Here is a 23018-nt window from a genome sequence, read left to right on the forward strand (position 1 = left end):
GCGCCATAATGCAGAAATAAAATAATTGTCATATCTTTCATGCTCTATATTGATGCATCTAAAACAGATATGACAGCTTCTATTAACTTTAAACGCGATGTATTACCTCACCTGATCGCGGTTCTTGTTTTCCTGTTACTTACAGTGGTGTATTTTGCCCCGGTCGTGTTCGAAGACAAAGGCATGGCGCAGCACGATATTCTGCAGTTCCGGGGTGGTGCCCAGGAAATTATGCAGCACCGCGAAAAAACCGGCGAAGAAGCCCTCTGGACCAATTCCATGTTCGGCGGCATGCCATCTTACCTCATCAACACGCGCTATCCCGGCGACCTTTCAGGGGTAATTCACACGGTGCTTTCGCTGAACTTGCCGGCTATGGCAGGTAATATATTTGTAACGCTGCTGTGTGCCTATATTCTGCTGGTAACATTGGGCATGCGCTCGTGGCTGGCTATAGTTGGCGCCATCGCGTTTGCGTTCACCTCTTACAATATCATCATCCTGGAGGCAGGCCATAACACCAAATCGTTAACTATAGCTTACATACCGATGGTGCTGGCCGGTTTGCTGTATGCGCTGCGCAAAAACCTGTGGATAGGAGCTGCCCTGTTTGCCCTTGGCCTTACTCTGAACCTGCACTTTAACCACCTGCAGATGACCTACTACATGCTGCTGCTGGTTATAGTTTGGGGCATTGTGGAAGTTATTTACGCTGTTAAGAACGGAACTATAGTTGAGCTCCTGAAGCGTGGTTCGGTACTGTTGCTGGCGGCTGTGCTGGCCGTTGGCGTAAACTTTGGCCGACTGGCAACTACGGCAGAATACAGCAAATACAGCATCCGTGGTAAATCGGAGTTAACCGCACCAAACAGCGGCGATAAAACCAGCAGTGGCTTGGACAGAGAGTATGCCTTTAACTGGAGCTACGGCATCGGCGAAACGATAACCTTACTGATTCCTGATTTTTACGGTGGCGGCAGTACCACTCCGTTAGATAAAGACTCCGAAACTTATAAAGCGTTTGTGGGAATGGGCGCGCCGCCGGTGCAGGCCGAACAGATCGTGCAACAGGGCATGCCAACTTACTGGGGCCCTCAACCTATGACGAGCGGTCCGGTTTACGCAGGAGCTATAGTTTGTTTCCTGTTTGTGCTGGGGCTGTTTATCGTAGATCGCCGCTGGACGAGCTGGCTGGTGGCCGGAACCATCCTGTCGCTGGTGCTGGCATGGGGACATCATTTCTCCGCTTTTAACTACTTCATGTTCGACCATTTTCCGCTGTATAATAAGTTCAGAGCGGTTTCATCGGCGCTGGTAATTGCCCAGATCACTATTCCGTTGCTGGCTATGCTGGCGTTGTGGAGAGTCTTCAGAGATCGTAGCACTATAAAAGACCTGGATAAAAAACTGCTGATCTCGGGTGGAATAACGGCCGGTATCTGTTTGCTGGTTTGGCTGTTTGGCGGCATGGCCAGCTTTACCTCAGCTGTAGATGCTCAGTTGCAACAGGCCCAGTACCCTATCGATGCCATCCGTGCCGACCGTGAAAGCATGATGAAATCCGATGCCTTCCGTTCGCTGGTGTTTATTGTGCTGGCGCTGGCGGTGCTGTATTTCTATGTAAAAGATAAAGTATCGGCAACGATAGCTATTGCCGGCGTGGGTGTGCTGATACTGGTAGACCTCTGGACAGTGGACAAGCGCTACCTGCACAGCGGCGACTTTAAAGAGCAGGTAATTGCCAATTATTTCCAGCCGACCCCGGCAGACCGCATTATACTGGATGATAAAGACCCGGGCAAAGGCTTAAGCTACCGTGTGTTCGATGCGACCAATCCGTTTAACAGTGCGCGCGCCTCTTACTTCCACAAATCAGTGGGTGGTTACCATGGTGCCAAACTGCGCCGCTACCAGGACGTGATCGACCGCCACATTTCGCAAAACAACCTGGAAGTGCTGCGCATGCTGAACACGCGTTACGCTATTACCGGCGACCCGAAACAACCGGTGCAGCGCGTGCCGGGTGCATTGGGCAATGCCTGGTTTGTACAGAACATCGAAAAAGTAAATACCCCGGACGCAGAACTGGAAGCTTTATCAGGTTTTGATGCCGAGACAACTGCTATAGTCGACGTTACCAAGTTCCCGGTGCAGCAGGAGAAGTTCAGTGCAGATAATGCAACTATAAAATTGACCACTTATGAGCCGGATTATCTGAAATACGAGTACCAGGCAGCACAGCCGGGCTTTGTCGTGTTCTCGGAGATATATTACGATGCAGGCTGGCAGGCATATTTAGATGGCAAACCGGTAGATCATATCCGTGCCGATTACATTCTGCGCGCAATGCAGGTACCGGCTGGTAAACATACCATCGAGTTTAAATTTGAGCCAAAGACCTATTATGTGGGTAACACAATATCACTGATTTCTTCTATCATCCTGTTACTGGTAATTGCTGGTGCTATTGCCTACGGTTTCAAGAAGAAACAAAGAGAGGAAGCGATAGCTGCGTAAACTATAGATTTTCTTGTCATCTCGAACAGAGTGAGAGATCTATCTCAAATTCTAAATAGATTTCTCCTTTCGTCGAAATGACAATTGTTTAAACCACCAAAGCCCCGACTATAAAAGGTTGGGGCTTTTGCGTACACCAAACGATGCAGGCACCTTTACAGCAACTACAGCATCCGCTTCTACAAAAACACGGGCTTACCCTTTGGGTAAAGCGCGAAGATTTGCTGCATCCGCACATTTCCGGCAATAAGTGGCGAAAGCTGAAGTATAACCTGCAGGAGGCCAAAGCACAAGGCAAGCAAACTATAGTTACGTTTGGTGGGGCTTACTCTAACCATATTGCGGCTACAGCAGCTGCCGGCGCGGAGTTCGGCTATAAAACTATAGGTATCATTCGCGGCGAAGAACACCTACCCCTGAACCCAACCTTAGCTTTTGCTACAGAGCAGGGCATGGAACTGCATTATATCTCCCGAGAACTATACCGCCATAAAGCTGAGCCTGCATTTTTAGCTGAACTAGCAGAGAAATTTAACCAACCTTATCTTGTTCCGGAAGGTGGCACCAACTTACTCGCCGTAAAGGGCTGCACCGAAATTATAGAAGACATATCGATTGATTTTGATGTGATCTGTTGCGCCAGCGGCACCGGCGGAACTATAGCTGGGCTTATAGCAGGTTTGAGAGGAGAGAAGCAGGTGCTGGGCTTTCCGGCGTTAAAAGGCGGCGAGTTTCTGAAAGAGGAGATAGCCCAACTGGTGTACAACTATAGCGGACATAACTATAGCAACTGGCAGCTGATCACAGATTATCATTTCGGGGGCTATGCCAGGGTAAAACCGGAGTTACTGGCGTTTATTCGTGCGTTTCATGAGCAGCACCAGATTCCGTTGGAGCCGGTCTATACAGGCAAATTATTTTTCGGGCTTTTTGACCTGATTTCTAAAAGCTATTTCCCGAAAGGTACACGCATCGTTGCCATCCATACAGGTGGTTTGCAGGGCAACGCAGGCTTTAAAGAGCGGCTGGGCATTGAGGTGTAGTTATAACAGGAACAGTTTTTGTAACCATAACTATAGTTGCAGGGTTTTACTCCTGAAATCATATAAATCAAAAACCACATGCCCTTACTCCGATTCCTGATTCGCCTGCTCCCCTGGATTTTAATTATAGTGGCGGGTATCTTTATCTGGCGCAGCTTTAAGGATTTTTTCGGTGCTGAGGAAGAAACGCCTGCTGTAACCGTAAACTATAACACCATCCTGACATCGGTGGAAGAGCTGGGCAAAATGGAACTGGTGCGCTACAATTTTAAGGATGTAGTGGAATATGAGAAGGAAGTATCGCGGTACATCCCCAACTCTAAAGTGGTGCTGATTGTGGCCGGTGAGGCCGTAGGCTGCGTGGACTTTACCAAAATAGAGCCCGGCGACATTGTGTTTGAGGGCGACTCTACTGTACAAATTGCGCTGCCGGAGCCGGAACTATGCTACTATAAAATAGACCATAGTCAGTCCAAGGTTTTCAGCAAGGAGAATACTTATTTCCAGGATGCAGAGCTGGTGGAAGAAAGCTTTAAATACGCCGAGAACAACGTAAAACGCGCCGCCCTGAACTCCGGTATTCTGCGCCAGACACAGGTAAATGCCGAGAAAATTCTGAAACCGATGCTGGAAGAAATTACCGGCAAGCGCGTGGTGCTGGTACCGCAGCGGCGCATCCAAAACCCGGAACGGCCCCGCAAACTATAGTTTAACTGTCTTTACTTTTTGTTTACGGCCAATGAGCAGGTAAAGTATAGCGCCAAGTACAGGCACGAAAATGATCGTTACCAGCCAGATAAGTTTGGTAATGCTGTCAGTAAAGTTGCTACGGAGCAGGTCTATCAGAGCGCCAAGCCATAAACCGAAGGGTACAGCAAAAAAGAGAAGGATGAAAAGCAGTTCCTGCGCAGCTAATCCTCCGATAAAAAGTAAAGTTGTTTCAGGCATGTAGATTGGGTTTAGAATTATTAAAGCTTAGGTTTAGTTGACCTTATATTAACATTGACTATTTTTTGACGAACCACCTGTACTTGGGAGCTGTTTCAAAATCTTCAATTTTTAAAATCCCTTTTCTCATAGCAAGATAGATGTCTTTATTTTCAAAATGGATTGAGGAAGGATACAACATTCCCCAATAAAAAGGCGATTTTAGTATTTCTTCAATTTCTAAATTAGAATTTAACCTTAGAATGTACTGGCTAGTGATTATAATCGGTTGATTATCCTTTTTTGCAATCAGAGCAGGTGTTTCTGAAAGCTTTGAAAGTGTCTTGTACTTCCAGATGCCATCTCCTTTAAAAATTTCAATGATCTGTCCGGTTTGACTACCTAAATGTGCAAGCCCTTCTATTGCATACACTTTTGAATCCAATTCAAAAATTTCTTTAATTCTTAAAAACCGTCCAATTATATAGGTGGTTAAACCATCATCAGAAACAAATAAAAGGCCTCCTCCAAACTCTCCACGGTTCAGCCCAACTAAGTATCCTCCCTCAACACTCTTTACAAAACGATTACCCTTGATTTCTTCTAAGTGTTTTTCGATAAATTCCTGTGTAAATGGTAGATTATCTCCTTTTTCAGGTTTGAAATCGTTTTCCTCAATTAATATTTTGTTTCCCTTCTTGACGAAAGTCCAGTTATTTGATGATTGATTTGCAGAATAAAGCCTTTCGCCAGTTGGTAATGAATCTTGTTTCCAAGCCGACAAATCTATTGTTTGAGATTTTGAGCTATAAGCAAGTGAAATAAATAGAACAAAAGTTAAAATAGTTCTCATAGTTTAACTGGTATAACCAAAAATATACACTCAGCTACATTATAGCTATAGTTGTGTAAGCTCAAAAGTGATTACAATATACGCCTTAGCTAATATATAACTTTTTCTCGAATAAATTCAGCTATCTGCTCATTCCTTCTCCAGACCCTTCAGCGCATCCTGCACCAGGTCGTTCTCATAACCTTTGCTAAGCAGGTAATAACTGAGCTTTTGCCGGCGGGTGAAGGGGTTTTTCTCTTTTTCGGTGGTGTTCTTTTTCTCGAGCAGGGTGAGCAGGTTCTGTTCGTATAGTTCGGGGTCAATCTCTTTCATGCCTTGCTTAATGCAGTAATCGGAAATGCCTTTTGCTTTTAAACCCTGCATAATCTTGCGGCGTCCCCACTTTTTTAAGCCATACTTGCCACGAACATAGCTTTGGGCATAGCGCTCTTCGTCAATCAGTTTCTCCTGGCTCAGGCGTACAATCAGCTCTTCCACATCGTCGGGCTCCAGGCCGTAACTATAGAGTTTGTCGCGCACTTCCTGCTGGGTGCGGTCCTGGTATGCGCAATACGAAGCAGCCTTGATCAGCGCTTCTTTCGGGGTGTAGGTTTTCTGTTTTTTCTTCTCCAAACTATAGTTCGTTTACTCAACTATAAACATACGGCAAAGTTAAAGAGTTTGGGAGTTAGAGAGTTTAGGAGTTGTAAAAGTTAGAAAGTTTGGAAGTTAGAAATCCTGCAAATCCTTAAATCCTGTAAATCTTGATTCAGACAATCCAACCATTCAACAATCAACAATCAGCAACCAACAATCAGTTACCTTTGCTGCGCTAAACTATAGGTGCTTATGTTTTCGAAGGGTGTGCAGTACATGTTGCTATCGACGCTGTTTTTTGCGCTGATGAACGTTTGCATTAAGCTGGTTCCGCATATTCCGGCCGTAGAGATCATTTTCTTTCGTTCGGTTATCTCTGTGGTAATGAGCTATATGGTGTTGCGTAGGCAGCAGGTAAACATCTGGGGCACCCATAAAGGCCTGCTGATAACAAGGGGTATAACCGGGGCTGTTGCGCTTGTGCTATACTTTACAACCCTGCAGAATATTCCGTTGGCCACGGCCGTAACCATACAATACCTTTCCCCGATCTTTACCACTATACTGGGCATTTTTATAGTGAAGGAAAAAGTAAAGCCTTGGCAGTGGGTCTTCTTCCTCGTGTCGTTTGCCGGTATCCTGGTTATTGAGGGCGTAGATGTGCGTATTTCGCCGTTTTACCTGATGATAGGCGTAGCAGGCGCGGCTATTTCCGGTATTTCCTATAACATTATCCGTAAGCTGAATACCCGTGAGCACCCGCTGGTAATTGTGTTCTACTTTCCGATGGTGGCGCTGCCTTTTTCAGGAATCTATAGTTTGTTTGAATGGGTGCCACCTGCCGGCTGGGACTGGGCCATTTTGTTGCTGGTTGGTGTTTTTACGCAGCTGGCGCAGTATTACATGACCATGTCGTACCAGTCCGAAGAGCTTTCGAAAGTTGCGCACCTGAACTACATTGGCATTTTTTACGCACTGGTGCTGGGCTTTATTATGTTTGATGAGAGCTTTACGTTTGGCTCCTATGCCGGTATGGCGCTGGTGTTGCTGGGCGTTATCCTGAACATCCGGTACAAAAGCAAACTGGCTAAAACAACTGAAGCAGAGACCTCCTGAAAATAAAACAGGTATAAAAACAAGACAAACTATAAACGAAACGTATAATATGTAACGTTAGCTATATATATTGCATATAAGGCAAAAGCTAACCCAACTTGCATGCGCTTCACCTGGTTATTGTTCCTGCTTTTAGTTCTGCCACTGTTCTGCCTGGGAGGTACCCTGCGCGGTCGCCTTACCGATGAAAATGGCCAGGGCCTGCCGTTCGCCAGCATCTACATAAAAGAAACCAGCAGTGGCACCGCCACCAACGAGAACGGCTACTACCAGCTCCAGCTCGACTCGGGCACTTATACCATAGAGTTTAAATACGTGGGCTACAAGGCTAAAACCGAAGTTGTAAAAATAAACGGCCACCCCGTAGAACTGAATGTACAGTTACTGCCCGAAGTACTGAACCTGCAGGAAGTGGTGGTGCGCGCCTCCGACGAAGACCCTGCCTACCCCATTATGCGCAACGCCATTCGCCTGCGCAAATACCACCTGAACGAAGCCCTTGCCTGGAGTGCCCGCGTGTACATGAAAAGTGTGGCCCGCATGGATAAAGTACCAAGCAAAGTGCTGGGCATACGGGTAGTAGATGTAGATACGGGCATTGTGTACCTGTCAGAATCGGTGTCGCAGTTGCATGTAAAGCAGCCCAATAAAATTAACGAGCGGCTGATCTCCTCGCGGGTGAGCGGGCAGAAAAAAGGCTTTACGTTTAACCAGGCATCGGAAATGAACGTGAGCTTTTATGAGAACCTGCTGAAGATAGACGGCCTGAGCGAGCGCGGTTTTGTGTCGCCGCTGGCCAACAATGCGCTGTTCTTTTACCGGTACCAGTATTTGGGCGATTTTGAAGAGAATGGCCGCATCATTAATAAAATAAAGGTGATACCGCGCCGCCGCAACGACCCTGTTTTTGAAGGAATTATTTACATTGTGGATGGCACCTGGCGCCTGCACAGCACCGATCTGAAGCTGACCAAGAATGCCGGGATCGAGTTTGTGGATTTTATACGCGTGCGGCAGGTGTATGCGCCTGTGCTGGAGCACGTCTGGATGCCGGTATCGCAGAAATTTACGTTTGAGGCTGCCGGGCTGGGCTTTAAAGGGCGTGGCTATGTAACGGGCGTGTACTCCAACTATAAAGTGCAGGCCGCTTATAAAAAACCACCGGTTATAGAAGAAATTGCTCCCGAACCCGAAGAAGCTATAGTTGCCAGCAACCAGGCCGTTAAAACTGCTCCCAAACCAAAGTACAAGATCATAGAGCCCGAAAAAGCCGACCCTAACGAAAAGCCGATCCACAATGACAAGATCTTCAGCAAGGAGATTTTGGTAGTGGATAAGGATGCCAACAAACGCGACTCGCTGTACTGGGACAAGATACGGCCAACACCACTTACCAGAGAAGAGTCCAAAGATTACCTGAAGAAAGATAGTCTCGAGATCATTAAGGAATCAAAAGTGTACCAGGATTCGCTGGACCGTATCCGGAACAAGCCCACTTTTGGCAACCTGTTTTTGAGCGGCTACACTTACCGCAACAGCTACGAAGACAATTACCTGCGCTTCGACCCGGTCGTGAGCCCTACCAATGGCAGCATTCTGCAGTACAACACCGTGGAAGGCCAGGTAGCCGATGTGAAAGTTACTTATGGCCGCCGTTTTGATGACCGCCGCCGCTACATTATTGAGCCAACCGTGCGCTATGGTTTTGCCAACGAAAAGCTGAATGCCAAACTACGGGCCGCCTATGTTTATAATACCACCACTAATAGTATTGTGCAGCTCGAAGGCGGCCGCTATGTGAACCAGATCAACAGTATCGACCCGATAGCGCCCTTCATTAACACGCTGTACACGCTGGTGGCCGAGCGGAACTACATGAAACTATACCAGCGCGACTTTATACGGCTGGCCCACCGCGGCGAGCTCAGGAACGGCCTGCAACTGACAGCCAACCTGGAGTATGCCCACCGTATGCCCTTGCAGAACAGTACCTTCTATTCGTTCAGAGACAAAGGCCCAGAAGGTGAAAGCCGTTTCACCTCTAACGTACCCGAGAATGCTGAACTGGCAAATACGGCGTTCAACCCGCACCAGGTGCTGATGGCTTCGTTCAGCTTAAGTATAAAACCGGGACAGCGCTACATAACCCGCCCGGACCAGAAAATTAACCTCGACTCTAAATACCCAACTATAAGCCTGGCCTACCGCACCGGCATAAAAGCCTTTGGCGGCGATGTGCAGTACAATACCGCCGCACTGCGCATCAGCGATGAACTGAAACTTGGCCTGCTGGGTGCCAGCAACTATAGTTTGACCGGCGGCGTGTTCTGGAACAAAGAGGAAATGACCCTGATGGATTACCGCCACTTTAACGGCAACCGCACCATTTTTGCCGGTGCCTACGAGGGGTTCCAGTTACTCGACTACTATAAGTACAGCACCAACAACAATTACCTCGAGGCGCACTACGGGCATCACTTCAATGGCTTTATTTTTAACAAGATACCGCTCTTCCGGAAGCTGAAACTACAGGAAGTGGTCAGTCTGAATTACCTGAACACACAACAGTCGGGCAATTACCTGGAACTGGGCGTGGGTATCGAGCACATCTTTAAATTTCTGCGGGTAGATTTTGTGACCTCGTTCCAGGAAGGGCAGAAGGCGCGTACCGGGCTGGTGGTTGGCTTTGGGTTTTAGCTATAGTTGCAGATAACTAATTGAGACCGAACGCCGTTAAAAAAAGCCTGAATTAAAGCATGAACCACGATGAAAACGAAACTATCGATACTTAAAACAGGAGTTGCCGTAGCTTTTGCAGCTATAGTTGGCGTTGGGTGCGGCAATAAGCCGGAACCCGGCGATACAGGAACTGCCGATGCTATTGCCGAAGATCCTGAAGTTACCAACCTGTCAGAGCCACGGCCTGCCCCGATCGGCGACACAGCTGTTACCGGCGAACAGGCCGACCAGTTTGGCAACCTGCCACCTAACGTAGACACCGCCGCCCGACAGATGGAAAAACTGGACAAACAGAAAGAACGAGAAGGAGGTCAGCAGCAATAATTTTGTTGAGAACCATAAAAAAGGCCCTGCTTAAACGGCGGGGCCTTTTGCTATTTTAGAGTGGTAGCTGCCGAAGTGGGTGGTACTGGCATGCCGTCTGCAGTTTTGCGCCGCTTCTTCAGGTTCAGGTTATAAATGATCACCGAAATAAAGATGAGCACATAGGCCGCCACTTTTACCGCTGTGGTTTCCTCGTTAAAGTATACAAAGGCAATCACAAAGTTCATGATCGGGTTAATGTACATCAGGATACCAATGGTGCCGGAGGTTAGCTCTTTTAAAGCAAACAGGTTCAGGAACAAGGGCAGCACCGTAAACAAAGCACTCAGGATGCTTACGCTCAGGAAGAATTTTCCATCCAGGGCTATAGTTGCATCGCCTTTAAAGAAACTATAGAACGGCCCGATCAGCATAAATGCCAGCAACAACTGTAGCGTAAGCAGCACAATTTTATCATACGCCCGCAGAATACGCTGCGTGATCAGGTAAAACGCATAGCTCAGGGCAATCATCAGGCTGAACAAAAGGCTTGTCAGCTCTCCGGTACCGATCAGAATACAGCTGACAACACTCAGCCCGATGGCCAGCCATTGGTTGGGGCGCAGTTCTTCTTTCAGCAATAAAAAGCCCAGCACCGCAGTCAGGATAGGGCAGAGCAGGTACGAGAAAGAGCCCGTTTGTATGTTGATGTGATTTACGACGTAGATGAACGTAAGCCAGTTAGTGGTAAGCAGCAGCCCGCCCAGCAAGGTGTAAACTATAAACTGCCGCTTCTCTTTTGGTGCCGCATATTTTACCGTTTTAAGCGTTGCCTGTATGTTACCCCTCCGGAAGAAAACTGAAATAAACAGCAGCAACCCCACCGACAGCGCTACCCGGAAGTACAGGATCAGCCCGCTCGGGTAATCGGCCAGCGCTTTTAGCGGGAAAGGAATAAATCCCCAGATCAGAAAGGCTGCAATGCCAGCCGCATAAAAGGGATTTGCTTTGATTGTTTTCATGTTAAACTATAAAAAGAGCGCAAAGGTAACTGATTGTTGCTTGCTGATTGTTAATTGTTGTTTGGTTGAATTGTAAATTGCTAAATGGCTGCATGGTTAAATGGTTGGATTGTTGGGTTGTCTGAATCAAGATTTACAGAATTAAAGGATTTGCAGGATTTCTAACTTCCTAACTTCCAAACTTTCTAACTTTTACAATTCCTAAACTCTCTAACTCCTAAACTCTTTAACTGAATTAACTTATTTATCTCTTAACTTTCGGGCCTTAACGATAGTACCCTGTATATGCTCACGTTTCAGCAACTTGCCACTAAAACCAACGGAAAAGTACTGCAGTTTGCAGCGCCGCTTCCTGTTAACCAACTACTCACCGATAGCCGCAAATTGTCGCAGCCGGCTGGTACGGTGTTTTTCGCGATAAATGGCAAGTTTAACGACGGGCATAAGTACCTGGCCGGTTTGTACCAGCAAGGCGTACGGCAGTTTATAGTTGAGCACGAGCAGGATGCAAAAGGCTTTAACTATAGCAGGCTTTTCCCGGAGGCCAATATTATAGTTGTAGCCAATAGTTTGCAGGCGTTGCAGCAATTGGCGGCCTGGCACCGCGCACAGTTTACAATTCCTATAGTTGGCATAACGGGCAGCAACGGTAAAACGATTGTGAAGGAGTGGCTGGCGCAGCTGCTTGCCCCCGACGAACTGGTTGTAAAAAGCCCCCGCAGCTATAACTCGCAGTTGGGCGTTCCGCTTTCGGTGTGGCAGTTAAACAGCAACCATACTATAGGTATTTTTGAAGCCGGTATTTCCATGCCCGGCGAAATGGAAAAACTACAGTCCATCATCCGGCCAACTATAGGCATTTTCACCAACATCGGTACGGCACACGACGAAGGCTTTACATCGCGGCAGCAGAAGGTGCAGGAAAAACTAAAACTGTTCACTGGGGTAGATGTGCTTATTTACTGCACCGACTATGAGTTGCTGCATCAGGAAATACAAAAGCAAACTATAAAAACGTTTACCTGGAGCCGCCAGCACCCATCCGATATAACTATAAACGCCACTACCGCCGCCGGCCATAAAACTATAGTTGTGTACACCTACCAGGGCGAAAAACAACGCCTGGCTATCCCGTTTACCGACGAGGCCTCTGTAGAGAATGCCCTGCACTGCCTGGCCGTATTGCTGTACCGCAATGTGCCATTAGCCGAGATACAGGACCGGTTGGACCGGCTGCACCCGGTGGCCATGCGCTTGGAAATGAAGGAGGCCATAAACGGCTGCTACCTGATAGACGACACCTACAACAACGACCTGGCAGGTCTGGCCATCGCCCTGCAGTTTTTAGCAAACCAGCCACAACGCGGTAAGCGCACCATCATCCTTTCCGATCTGCTGGAGTCCGGCTTGTCGGAAGCGGCTTTGTACAGCCAGGTGGCTCTGCTTGTTCAGAACCATCATGTAGATAAGGTTATCGGTATCGGGCCAACTATAAGCCATCACGGGTTAAAGTTTGCTGGCGAGGCCGTGTTCTATAGTAGCACTGCGGAGTTTCTGGGCCAGTTTAAAGCCGAAGATTTCCGGAACGAGCTGATACTGGTGAAAGGTGCCCGTGTGTTTGAGTTTGAGCGGATCGTGCATGCGTTTCAGCAGAAGGTGCACGGCACGGTGCTGGAAGTAAACCTTGATGCGCTGGTACACAACCTGAACTACTATAGATCTAAACTTGCCCCGGAAACAAAGCTGATGGTGATGGTAAAAGCCTTTGCCTACGGAAGCGGAAGCTTCGAAGTGGCCAACCTGTTGCAGTTCCACCGGGTAGATTACCTGGCTGTAGCCTACGCAGATGAAGGTGTACTGCTGCGCGAAAACGGAATAACGCTGCCGATCATGGTAATGAACCCCTCGCCGGATAGCTTTGCCAAACTACGACAGTACAACCTGGAGCCCGAAATTTACTCGCTGGAACTACTGCAACTATACCTGAACGACCTGCCTGCCGAAGGCCCGCGCCACCGCATCCACTTAAAGCTGGATACCGGCATGCACCGCCTTGGCTTTACCCCGGAAGATTTTGATGCCCTGTTCCCGGTGCTGCAACAGCATCCGCAGGTGCAGGTGGTCAGTACGTTTACCCATTTAGCCGGCGCCGACGAAGCCCTGCACAACGATTTCTCGCAACTACAGATCAGCAATTTCAGAAAAATGGCGGCCGAAGTAGAGGCCAGGTTAGGTTACCCTGTTATCAAACACGTGCTGAATTCGGCCGGCATTGTGCGTTTCCCGGAACACCAGCTGGACATGGTACGTCTGGGCATTGGCTTATATGGCGTGGAAGCAACCGGCTCGGAGCAGGAAGCCCTTAAATCTGTCAGTACGCTTAAAACCACGGTATCGCAGGTTAAAAGCATTGTTGCCGGCGAAACCGTAGGCTACAGCCGCAAAGGTATTGCTGATAAGGACAAGACAATTGCAACTATAGCTATAGGTTATGCCGATGGTTACGACCGACGCTTCGGTAACGGAGCCGGTCAGGTCATTATCAACGGAAAACGCTGCCCGATCATCGGTAATGTGTGCATGGATATGTGCATGGTAGATGTAACTGGCCTGCCCGTAAAAGCCGGCGACGAAGCCATTATCTTCGGCCCCCAGCTCACCCTCACCGACATTGCCGACCGCATCGGCACCATCCCTTACGAACTGCTCACCAATGTCAGCTCCCGCGTAAAACGCATCTTTTATTCGGAGTAAGATTGTTGATTTGGAGATTTGAAGATGTGGAAATGATGAATCGCTATGCCTTATTTATATTAACTGAAAGTTACAAACTATAGCATCCTGTAAATTTTCTAATCCTGAGAATCCTGGTTCAGACAACTTTTATCATCTTCAAATTTTCAAATCTCCAAATCTCCTCATCTCCAAATGTGTAAAACTTTTGCTTTAAAGGTGAACACCTTGTAACTTGCGGTTGTTTATAAACAGTCTAAATAAAAACGGCTTACTGTGCAGAATAGGGTAGAAGAGCATAACGACAAGAAAAGTGTACGCGACCTGAGGGTTGGCGAGACAGGTACCATCTGTTGCCTGAAAGATCCTGAAATGGGCTTAAAGCTCCTGGAAATGGGTTGTTTGCCTGGTACGCAGGTAAAATTAAACAGCCGCGCCCCTCTCGGTGACCCGATCACCATCATTGTGAATGACTATACCTTGTCTTTGCGCCTCGACGAAGCCGAAACTATAATGCTGAAATAGCACCGCTTACATGACTGTAGTAGCCCAGCCTGAGAAAATCCAGACGCCGCCAGTTGCAGCCAGCCATGCTGTTGCCAGAGTTGCGCTGGTGGGTAATCCGAACTCAGGTAAAACCTCTTTATTTAACCAGCTTACCGGACTTAACCAGAAGGTTGGCAATTTCCCGGGCGTAACCGTTGATAAAAAAACAGGTACCTGCCATTTAAGTGCTACCCATAAGGTGCAGATCATCGACCTGCCCGGTACCTATAGTTTATATCCGAAGTCGCTGGATGAGCGCGTGATCATTGATCTGCTGTACGACCATACATCCAAGCATTATCCCGACCTTGTAGTAGTAACCGCCGACGCCTCAAACCTGAAGCGTAACCTGTTGCTGTTTACCCAGTTAGCCGACCTGAAAATACCAGCTATACTTGCCCTGAACATGGTAGATGTGGCTGAACAGGAAGGTGTAAGGATCGATATACCTGCGCTGCACAAAGGCCTGGGTGTTCCGGTTGTACCTATGAATGCCCGCAAAGGCGTAGGTGTGGCTGCCCTTAAGATCCTGATATCGCAGCAACTGGAGCCAACGGCCGTGCAGTTTTACACGGTGCCCGATGCGCTGAGACCGGTAACGGAAACTATAAAAGCCCGCTTCGGCCTGAATAACGACTACCTGGCACTGCATTACGCACATCAGTATAAGAGCCTGAAATTCTTATCAGCAGAGGATGTGAGCTTTATTGAGCAGCTGGTAAATGTGCACGAATTTAAATCTAATGTAGCCCAGGCTGATGAAACGATAGCCCGCTATACTTATATAAATGAGTTGCTGCTGGATGTGGTGCGCGTAGAGCGCGTTGAGAAAGACGAGAAGTTCAGTAACCGCTTAGACCAGATCCTGACGCACAAGGTATTTGGCTACCTGATCTTCATGGCTATTCTGTTCCTGGTGTTTCAGGCCATTTTTACCTGGGCCAGTTACCCGATGGACCTGATAGACCAGGGCTTTGCCAGCCTGAACGGACTGATACAGGAAAACTTCAGTGGCCCATTGATCAACCTGCTTACCGAAGGTATTATTGCCGGTTTGGGTGGGGTGATGGTATTCATTCCTCAGATAGCCATCCTGTTTGCTTTTATCGCCATACTGGAAGAAACCGGTTACATGGCCCGCGTTACGTTTATGATGGACAAGATCATGCGGAAGTTCGGCCTGAACGGTAAAAGCGTGGTGCCACTTATATCGGGGGTAGCCTGCGCGGTACCGGCGGTTATGTCGGCCAGAACGATCGAGAACTGGAAAGACCGGATGATCACCATTTTTGTGACGCCGCTCATGAGCTGCTCGGCCCGTATCCCAGTTTACACCGTATTGATCGCGCTGGTAGTGCCAGAGGTGTATTACTTTGGCTTCCTGAACCTGCAGGGCATTGTGCTGATGGCGTTGTACCTGATAGGCTTTTTGGCTGCCATACTTTCGGCGCTGTTATTAAAGGTGATCCTGAAAGCCCGCGAACGCAGCTATTTTATAATGGAGTTTCCGGTGTACAAAATGCCGCGCTGGAAAAACGTTGGCTTAACTATAGTTGAGAAAGTAAAAGCATTTGTGTTTGAGGCCGGTAAGGTGATTGTTGCCATTTCGGTTATACTATGGGTGCTGGCATCCTATGGACCAGGCGACAGCTTTGAGCGGGCAGAACAGCAGGCTATAGTAGAAGCCCGCCAGCAGAACCTGAACGAGACAGAATTGCAGAACCTGATCAATTCGCACCAGCTGGAGTCATCTTACGCGGGTGTGATCGGCAGAACAATAGAGCCTGTAATTGCGCCGCTTGGCTATAACTGGAAGATCGGGATTGCGCTGCTTACCTCTTTTGCTGCCCGCGAAGTGTTTGTGGGTACCATGTCTACGATCTATAGTATAGGCGAAGAAGAGAACGTGACTACCATTAAGGATAAGCTGATGATGGAGAAAGATAAAGAGGGTAATCCTTACTTTACACCGGCCCGCTCGTTCTCGCTTATGATCTTTTACCTGTTTGCTATGCAGTGCGTAAGCACCCTGGCTGTTGTGCGCCGCGAAACCAAATCGTGGATGTGGCCACTGGCCCAGCTGGTATACATGACCGGACTTGCATTTGTGACAGCCTTTATAACTTACCAGGTGCTAAGCTAAATACGATAGCCTGGTAAAAAACAGCCCGGTCTGCCTGCCAGACCGGGCTGTTTTTTTTATCCAATCCTATGTTCTTCGGCTGGCCGCTACAACAACGTATAAATGCCTGGTTTACAAGCCGTCGTTTTAATGCAACTATTGCCTGCCGCAACCGGCCAACTATAAATATTTAGCTGTACGCGCCTGATACGATATGCAATTAACAACTATCAATTCAGTTATGCGTAAAATGCGATAATACCTTTAAATAGTTATGTAAAAATCCTTTTTTATACCCGACTATTTACAATCGTGTTAAGGTGATTCTTACCCGTTCATTAAAAAAAACTATCGCTAAGATTGAATTAAATATTTGTAATGAATGATATTTATACTTATAATTGAAGTGTCGCTCACCTTAAAAACAGATTAAAATATGGATGAACATCTACTTTATCTTACCTTTCCTACTACCACGGCATCGTTCTTCTAAAGAACAATTTGCTAAACCATAGAGAGTTAACTGGCTCAAAACAAGCATATTATGTTTTGTTTCTGCTAAATGTTAAGCTTTCTGTTTCAACGCCACTTTATCATCAGTCAGAGTTTAAGTATAGCTGCAGTGCCTCTTTGGTAATGCAAGTTATTTGGTGATTTCTCTCAGTTCATACTGTCTGAAACGCAAAGGTTTACTTGTAATAGTCTGCAGGTATCTTAGTGCCCATTACTCTTTATTAAACCTATTACCAACTTAACTTTTTTCTTATCTAAAACTAAAGCAAATGAAAAAACTTCTATTATTGAGCTTTTTGCTGGTCTCTGTCTTAGTGCAGCAGGCTATGGCTCAAAGTAGGGCTGTTTCCGGTAAGGTAACAGATGCCGCTACTAACCAGCCATTACCAGGCGTATCTGTTCTGGTAAAAGGAACAACTGTGGGAACTGCCACTGGTGTGGATGGTTCATTCACGCTGAATGTGCCGGAAGGTGCAAACACACTCGTTTTCCGTTACATGAGCTACAAAACTGTAGAGCGTGCCATCGGAACACAGACTACATTTAACGTAGGCCTTGAAACAGATGCAAAACAACTGGATGAAGTAGTGGTAACGGCGCTGGGTATTGAGCGTAACAGAAACGAGCTTGCTTACTCAGCTCAGGAAGTTAGCGCAGAGCAGCTTACCCGTGCCAGAAACGAGAACGTTGTAAACGCCCTTTCAGGTAAAGTTGCCGGTCTGGATATCAGAACGAACAACACACTGGGTGGTTCTACTAACGTTATCATCCGTGGTTATTCTTCTCTTACTGGTAACAACCAGGCTCTTTTCGTTATTGATGGTGTGCCTGTAAGTAACGCCAACAACAACGGTACAAGCCAGGCTACTGGTCGTGGTGGTGCTGACTACGGTAACGCTGCAGCTGACCTTAACCCGGATAACATCGCCTCAGTTACTGTACTGAAAGGTGGTGCTGCAACTGCCCTTTACGGTTCTCGTGCAGCCAGTGGTGTTATCATGATCACAACTAAAAAAGGCCAGAAAAACAGCCTTAACATTACTGTGAACAGCGGTGTTACCTGGAGCAGCATCGACAAGGATACGTATGTAAAATATCAGAAAGAGTATGGTGGTGGTTACTTCCAGGGCTTCCGTGCCAGCAAAGACCTTATTCCGGATGTGGGTGACGGTGTAGCGCCGGTTGTTAGTTTCCAGGATGACGCTTCTTATGGTCCTAAGTTCGACCCAAGCCTGATGGTTTATCAGTGGGATGCACTTGATCCATTCTCTCCTAACTATGGTAAAACAAGACCTTGGTTAGCTGCTGAAAACGATGCAACAACTTTCTTTGAGACTGGTGTTAACTCTAACCAGAGCATCGTGATCAACGGTGGTGGCGACAAAACTACCTTCAACTTAGGTTACACCCGTAACGACATCAAAGGTAACCTGCCTAACTCTACCCTTGATAAAGACATGTTCAACTTTAACGGTTCATTCGAAGCTACTGACCGTTTAACAGTTGCAGCGTCAGCTAACTATACACGCACAGTAGGTGTTGGTAGATATGGTACCGGTTATAGCGGTAACAACCCTAACCAGCAGTTCAGACAGTGGTTCCAGACGAACATTGACCTGATGGAGCAGAAAGATGCTTATTTCAGAAACAGACAGAACATTACCTGGAACTGGAACAGCTCTAACGATGGCCCTATTTATTCTGACAACCCATACTGGACACAGTACGAGAACTACTCAAACGACAGCAGAGATAACATCTATGGTTTTGCATCTGCTACTTACAAACTCACTGACTGGGTTAACGTAGTTGGTAGAGCTTCTTTCAACACTACTACTGACATGCAGGAAGAGCGTGTAGCAGTTGGTAGCGCTGGTCTGCCTTACTACTTCCGTTACAACAGAGACTTCAACGAGTCTAACTTCGACCTGATGTTGAACTTCAACAAAGACATCACCGAAGACCTGAGCTTTACTGGTTTGTTAGGTTCTAACCTGCGCAGAGAGCGTACAAGCTCTATCAGTGCTTCTACAAACGGTGGTCTGGTTGTACCAAGACTGTACTCTCTGTCTAACTCTGTTAGCCCGATCAACCCACCAGCTGAAGCTTATATCCGCAGAGGTGTGGATGGTATCTTCGCTAACGCAAGCCTTGGTTTCAAAGACACTTACTTCCTGGAGCTTTCTGCCCGTCGTGATAAGTCTACAACCCTGCCAGATGGCGATAACGCATACTTCTACCCAGCTGCCGGTGTTAACGTAGAGTTCTCTAACTTCATCGAGACTCCTTGGTTATCACATGGTAAGTTAAGAGTTAACTACGCCGAAGTTGGTAATGATGCTCCTCCATTGAGTATCTATGACGTTTATGACAAACCAACCGGTTTTGGTTCTATTCCGATCTTCTCGCTGCCAAGCACGAAGAACAACCCTAACCTGAAGCCAGAGAGAAAGAAAACGTTGGAAGCTGGTATCGAAGCTGACTTCATGAACAGCCTGTTCGGTTTCGACTTTACCTGGTACCAGTCAACTCAGGTTGACCAGATCATGCCGGTTAGCCAGACTGCCGCATCAGGTTACACAAGCCGTTACGTAAACGCCGGTGAAGTAGAAAACAAAGGTATCGAGGTTACTGCTTTCGTTAACCCGATCCAGACAAACGACTTTACCTGGACAATGAACTTCAACTTTGCCCGTAACAGAAACAAAGTTGTTAGCCTGTACGAAGACGTACAAAACCTGACACTTGCTTCTTTGCAGGGTGGTGTATCACTTAACGCAGCTATCGGTCAGCCTTACGGTGTAATCCGTGGTAACGACTTCGTTTATACAAACGGCCAGAGAACTGTAGGTGAGAACGGTTACTACCTGCGTTCAAGCAGATCTGACCTTGTTATCGGTGATCCAAACCCAGACTGGACTGGTGGTTTCAGCAACAACCTGACTTACAAAGGCCTGTCTCTTGGCTTCCTGATCGATGTTCGTCATGGTGGCGATGTATTCTCTCTTGACCAGTGGTATGGTGAAGCAACAGGTCTTTATGCACACACTGCAGGCCTGAACGCTAAAGGTAACCCATCTCGTCTGCCAGTAGCAGAAGGTGGTGGTGTACTGCTGCCAGGTGTTAAAGAAGATGGTACTCCAAACGACATCTATGCTGAAAACCAGGATGGTGACGGTATGACTCCTTACGGTTACGCTGCTGATAACTATGCAGGTGCTCCAAGAGCAATGTATGTATTTGATGGTAGCTTCGTGAAACTGAGAGAAGTAGCTTTAACTTACGCACTTCCTGAGTCAGTTTTAGGTAACCTAGGTTTCATTAAAGGTGTTGACGTTCAGCTGATCGGCCGTAACCTGTGGATCATCCACAAGAACATGGAGTATTCAGATCCAGAAGAAGGTCTGAGCTCAGGCAACTTCGGTAGAGGCTACCAGTCAGGTGCTTACCCTGCTGTTAGAACTTACGGCTTCAACGTAAAATTAAATTTCTAAAGTAACAGAAAATGAAGAAACTGATAATATGCCTTTTCTCGCTGGTGTTTATGGCATCATGCGTGGATGATCTGGACGAGTATAACTACGACTCGAAGAAGGCAACAGCCGTTCCGGCTGAGACCCTGTTTACAGGTGCTACCAAGAACCTGACAGACGTGTTGACAACTCCAAACGTTAACACAAACAACTACCGTTTCTACGTACAGCACTGGACATCTACACAGTACCTGGATGAGCCAAGATACAACATGACATCGCGTATCATTCCTCAGAACATGTGGACTACGCTTTATCGTGATGTGCTGAACGACCTGAAAGAAGCCAAAAGACTGGTAAGCGAAGATCCGACGCTGCTTGAGGCTGTTAAGAACAACCAATTGGCTCAGATCGAGATCATGGAAGTTTACACATGGTCTGTACTGGTAAATACGTTTGGTGATGTGCCTTATACTGAGGCCCTTGACCCGCTGAACGCACTGCCTAAGTACGATGATGCTCAGACAGTATACAATGATATCCTTGCTCGTCTGGATGTAGCTATCAAAAAGATCACGCCTGGTGCTGATGGTTTTGGAACTGGTGATATCATCTATGAAGGTAACATGAACCAGTGGTTCAGATTCGGTAACTCACTACAGCTGAAATTAGGTATGGTGATTGCTGATGTTGACAATGCAAAAGCAAAGACCCTTGTTGAAGATGCAGTAGAAGCTGGTGTGTTTATTGATAATGATGATAATGCTGCATTCGAGTACTTACCAGCTCCGCCAAACAATAACCCGATTTCTTCAAACGTAAAAGGTCCTCTTTCAACTCGTGAAGACTACGTAGCTGCCAACACACTGGTAGACGTAATGAACGCGCTGAATGACCCAAGAAGAGATGAGTACTTCACTACAGTTGATGGTGCATTTGTTGGTGGTAAATATGGTTTCCCTAACAACTTTGCTACACACTCTACAGTAAGTGCTAAAATTGCAGATCCTACTTTCGAAGCCCTGCTTATGGATTACTCAGAAGTGAGATTCCTGCTTGCAGAAGCAGTAGAAAGAGGTTACGCAGTAGGTGGTACAGCTCAGGAGCACTATAACGAAGGTATCATTGCCTCTATCGAGTACTGGGGTGGCACACGTACTGAAGCGCTGGCTTACATCGCTCAGCCTAACGTAAACTACCTGACTGCACCTGGCGACTGGAGACAGAAGATCGGAACGCAGGAGTGGATCGCTCTTTACAACCGTGGTTACGATGCATGGTTAACCTGGAGAAGATTAGATGCTCCAACACTTCTTCCTCCGGTTGAAGGCCTGATCGTTCCAACAAGATTGATCTATCCTGTTAACGAGCAGACACTTAACCCAGAAAACAACCGTTCTGCAGCATCAGCCATCGGCGGTGACGATAGCAGCACGAAACTGTGGTGGGATGTGAGATAATCTCTCCCACTTATATAAAAGGGCTACCAGTAATGGTAGCCCTTTTTGTTTACTACAACTATAGATAGAGATAAACTATAGCAAAGCTCCGAAGAAGCATGGTAAACTATAGTTACCAAAGGCTATTATTGAGTTACAACTATAGAAATGGAGAAACAAGAGAAATAAGAGAATTTATGTCTGTTAAACTATAGACTATAGTTGGAGAAATAACTAAACTATAGTTGCTATCGATAATTGAGCAATAAAGAAAATAAGGAGTGTAATAAAATATTTACTCCAATCCGGAACTATAGCCTGGTCTTGAACTGTTACCACTTCACGGCCGGCCGACCGGGCAGACCGTCAGAAGCAAGAAGAAGGGAAGTAGCTATAGGAAACAGCCAGGCAAAGGGAAACCTGAAAAATAATCCGGCTTATTTCCAGCTACTTAGCTTTTGACAGGGAGAATCTTTACAGGCCGGGTTTGCAAAACGGAAAAAGAGGTGTACTTTTGCATCCCCGTTCAGCAGGAAGGGCAAGGAAAGTGAGAGAGGAGAAGGGCCGGCAACGGACGGGTGCAAACCCCCGCTGGCACAAGCGTAGCTACACTTTAGCTACCGATCTTCCCCAAAAAAAAACTTTCTGATTTCTTTTTTACAAATGCTTGCAAACATCACCTAAGTGGTGTTACCTTTGCAACCCGGTTCAAGCAGTGAGCCGGAAGCAGTTCAGGGCTTTGTGGAAGGTGGAAACACGCCGACAGTGGCCTTGAAAAAAGAAAAAAAAGATTTTTGAAAAGGTATTGCAAGTTTAAAAATGCTTCTTACCTTTGCACTCCCAAACGGCAGCAGGCCAGAAGGGAAAGATAAGAAAAGCTAATAACAGCAGCTACTTACTAGTAGCAACTCCCTTTGACAGCAGGGGGAGCAATGCCAGCCAAAAGCGACAGGCTTTTGGGGAATAGGCAAAAGAGTTCTTTGAGAGAGTGGAATTGAAACAGACAAGCACAAAGTCTAAATGGTGGGGCCGGCCACCTTTAAAAAATCCGGCAGAAAGATTAGCAAGCATACAGGGGCTGGATCAGGCGAGACAC

Annotated in this window: 15 protein-coding genes; 11 read left to right on the top strand and 4 right to left on the bottom strand. The window is 47.0% G+C overall.

Features of this window, described 5'->3' with window-relative positions:
• Nucleotides 1-69 precede the first annotated feature (69 nt).
• From H7F15_RS02810 to H7F15_RS02820, 3 genes are all read left to right on the top strand, one after another.
• Nucleotides 70-2517: a YfhO family protein gene (locus H7F15_RS02810; protein WP_185195411.1), complete on the top strand. Its 2448-nt coding sequence runs from the start codon at nucleotides 70-72 to the stop codon at nucleotides 2515-2517.
• A 143-nt stretch (nucleotides 2518-2660) separates the two neighbouring features.
• Nucleotides 2661-3560, top strand: coding sequence for a 1-aminocyclopropane-1-carboxylate deaminase/D-cysteine desulfhydrase (locus H7F15_RS02815; protein WP_185195412.1), 900 nt, complete (start codon nucleotides 2661-2663; stop codon nucleotides 3558-3560).
• A 78-nt stretch (nucleotides 3561-3638) separates the two neighbouring features.
• A complete protein-coding gene (locus H7F15_RS02820; protein ID WP_185195413.1) occupies nucleotides 3639-4268 on the top strand; it encodes a DUF4230 domain-containing protein in 630 nt (209 codons plus the stop codon).
• On the opposite strand, the gene H7F15_RS02825 is transcribed toward H7F15_RS02820, so the two are convergent.
• The 3 genes from H7F15_RS02825 to H7F15_RS02835 all read right to left on the bottom strand — a co-directional run bounded on the left by H7F15_RS02825 (nucleotide 4263) and on the right by H7F15_RS02835 (nucleotide 5952).
• On the bottom strand, nucleotides 4263-4508 hold the full coding sequence (locus H7F15_RS02825) for a PLD nuclease N-terminal domain-containing protein (protein WP_185195414.1): 246 nt from the start codon (nucleotides 4506-4508) through the stop codon (nucleotides 4263-4265). The genes H7F15_RS02820 and H7F15_RS02825 overlap by 6 nt on opposite strands.
• Nucleotides 4509-4566: 58 nt before the next feature.
• Complete coding sequence (locus tag H7F15_RS02830; protein WP_185195415.1) at nucleotides 4567-5340, bottom strand: hypothetical protein; 774 nt, start codon at nucleotides 5338-5340, stop codon at nucleotides 4567-4569.
• Nucleotides 5341-5469: 129 nt separating this feature from the next.
• Nucleotides 5470-5952: a regulatory protein RecX gene (locus tag H7F15_RS02835; protein ID WP_185195416.1), complete on the bottom strand. Its 483-nt coding sequence runs from the start codon at nucleotides 5950-5952 to the stop codon at nucleotides 5470-5472.
• A gap of 216 nt (nucleotides 5953-6168) precedes the next feature.
• Here H7F15_RS02835 and H7F15_RS02840 point away from each other — a divergent pair, with 216 nt between their 5' ends.
• The 3 genes from H7F15_RS02840 (at nucleotide 6169) to H7F15_RS02850 (ending at nucleotide 10095) form a co-directional block, all read left to right on the top strand.
• Nucleotides 6169-7032 carry a DMT family transporter gene (locus tag H7F15_RS02840; protein WP_185195417.1) on the top strand — a complete coding sequence of 288 codons (864 nt, stop codon included), beginning with the start codon at nucleotides 6169-6171 and terminating at the stop codon, nucleotides 7030-7032.
• A gap of 102 nt (nucleotides 7033-7134) precedes the next feature.
• A complete protein-coding gene (locus H7F15_RS02845) occupies nucleotides 7135-9729 on the top strand; it encodes a DUF5686 and carboxypeptidase regulatory-like domain-containing protein (RefSeq protein ID WP_185195418.1) in 2595 nt (864 codons plus the stop codon).
• A gap of 69 nt (nucleotides 9730-9798) precedes the next feature.
• Nucleotides 9799-10095: a hypothetical protein gene (locus H7F15_RS02850; RefSeq protein WP_185195419.1), complete on the top strand. Its 297-nt coding sequence runs from the start codon at nucleotides 9799-9801 to the stop codon at nucleotides 10093-10095.
• Between the two features lie 50 nt (nucleotides 10096-10145).
• Here H7F15_RS02850 and H7F15_RS02855 read toward each other — a convergent pair whose 3' ends face one another.
• Nucleotides 10146-11096 carry an EamA family transporter gene (locus tag H7F15_RS02855; protein ID WP_185195420.1) on the bottom strand — a complete coding sequence of 317 codons (951 nt, stop codon included), beginning with the start codon at nucleotides 11094-11096 and terminating at the stop codon, nucleotides 10146-10148.
• A gap of 285 nt (nucleotides 11097-11381) precedes the next feature.
• Here H7F15_RS02855 and H7F15_RS02860 point away from each other — a divergent pair, with 285 nt between their 5' ends.
• The 5 genes from H7F15_RS02860 to H7F15_RS02880 all read left to right on the top strand — a co-directional run bounded on the left by H7F15_RS02860 (nucleotide 11382) and on the right by H7F15_RS02880 (nucleotide 21943).
• Nucleotides 11382-13850 (top strand): bifunctional UDP-N-acetylmuramoyl-tripeptide:D-alanyl-D-alanine ligase/alanine racemase, encoded by a 2469-nt coding sequence (locus H7F15_RS02860; RefSeq protein ID WP_185195421.1) that lies wholly within the window; start codon nucleotides 11382-11384, stop codon nucleotides 13848-13850.
• Nucleotides 13851-14105: 255 nt separating this feature from the next.
• Complete coding sequence (locus tag H7F15_RS02865) at nucleotides 14106-14354, top strand: FeoA family protein (protein ID WP_185195422.1); 249 nt, start codon at nucleotides 14106-14108, stop codon at nucleotides 14352-14354.
• 10 nt (nucleotides 14355-14364) lie between these two features.
• Nucleotides 14365-16518 carry a ferrous iron transport protein B gene (gene feoB, locus H7F15_RS02870; RefSeq protein WP_185195423.1) on the top strand — a complete coding sequence of 718 codons (2154 nt, stop codon included), beginning with the start codon at nucleotides 14365-14367 and terminating at the stop codon, nucleotides 16516-16518.
• A 761-nt stretch (nucleotides 16519-17279) separates the two neighbouring features.
• Entirely contained in the window at nucleotides 17280-20504 is a 3225-nt protein-coding gene (locus tag H7F15_RS02875; protein ID WP_185195424.1) for a SusC/RagA family TonB-linked outer membrane protein, read from the top strand.
• 11 nt (nucleotides 20505-20515) lie between these two features.
• On the top strand, nucleotides 20516-21943 hold the full coding sequence (locus H7F15_RS02880; protein WP_185195425.1) for a SusD/RagB family nutrient-binding outer membrane lipoprotein: 1428 nt from the start codon (nucleotides 20516-20518) through the stop codon (nucleotides 21941-21943).
• The last annotated feature ends 1075 nt before the right edge of the window (nucleotides 21944-23018 follow it).

The sequence above is a fragment of the Pontibacter sp. Tf4 genome (genome assembly GCF_014212495.1).
Lineage (GTDB): Bacteria > Bacteroidota > Bacteroidia > Cytophagales > Hymenobacteraceae > Pontibacter.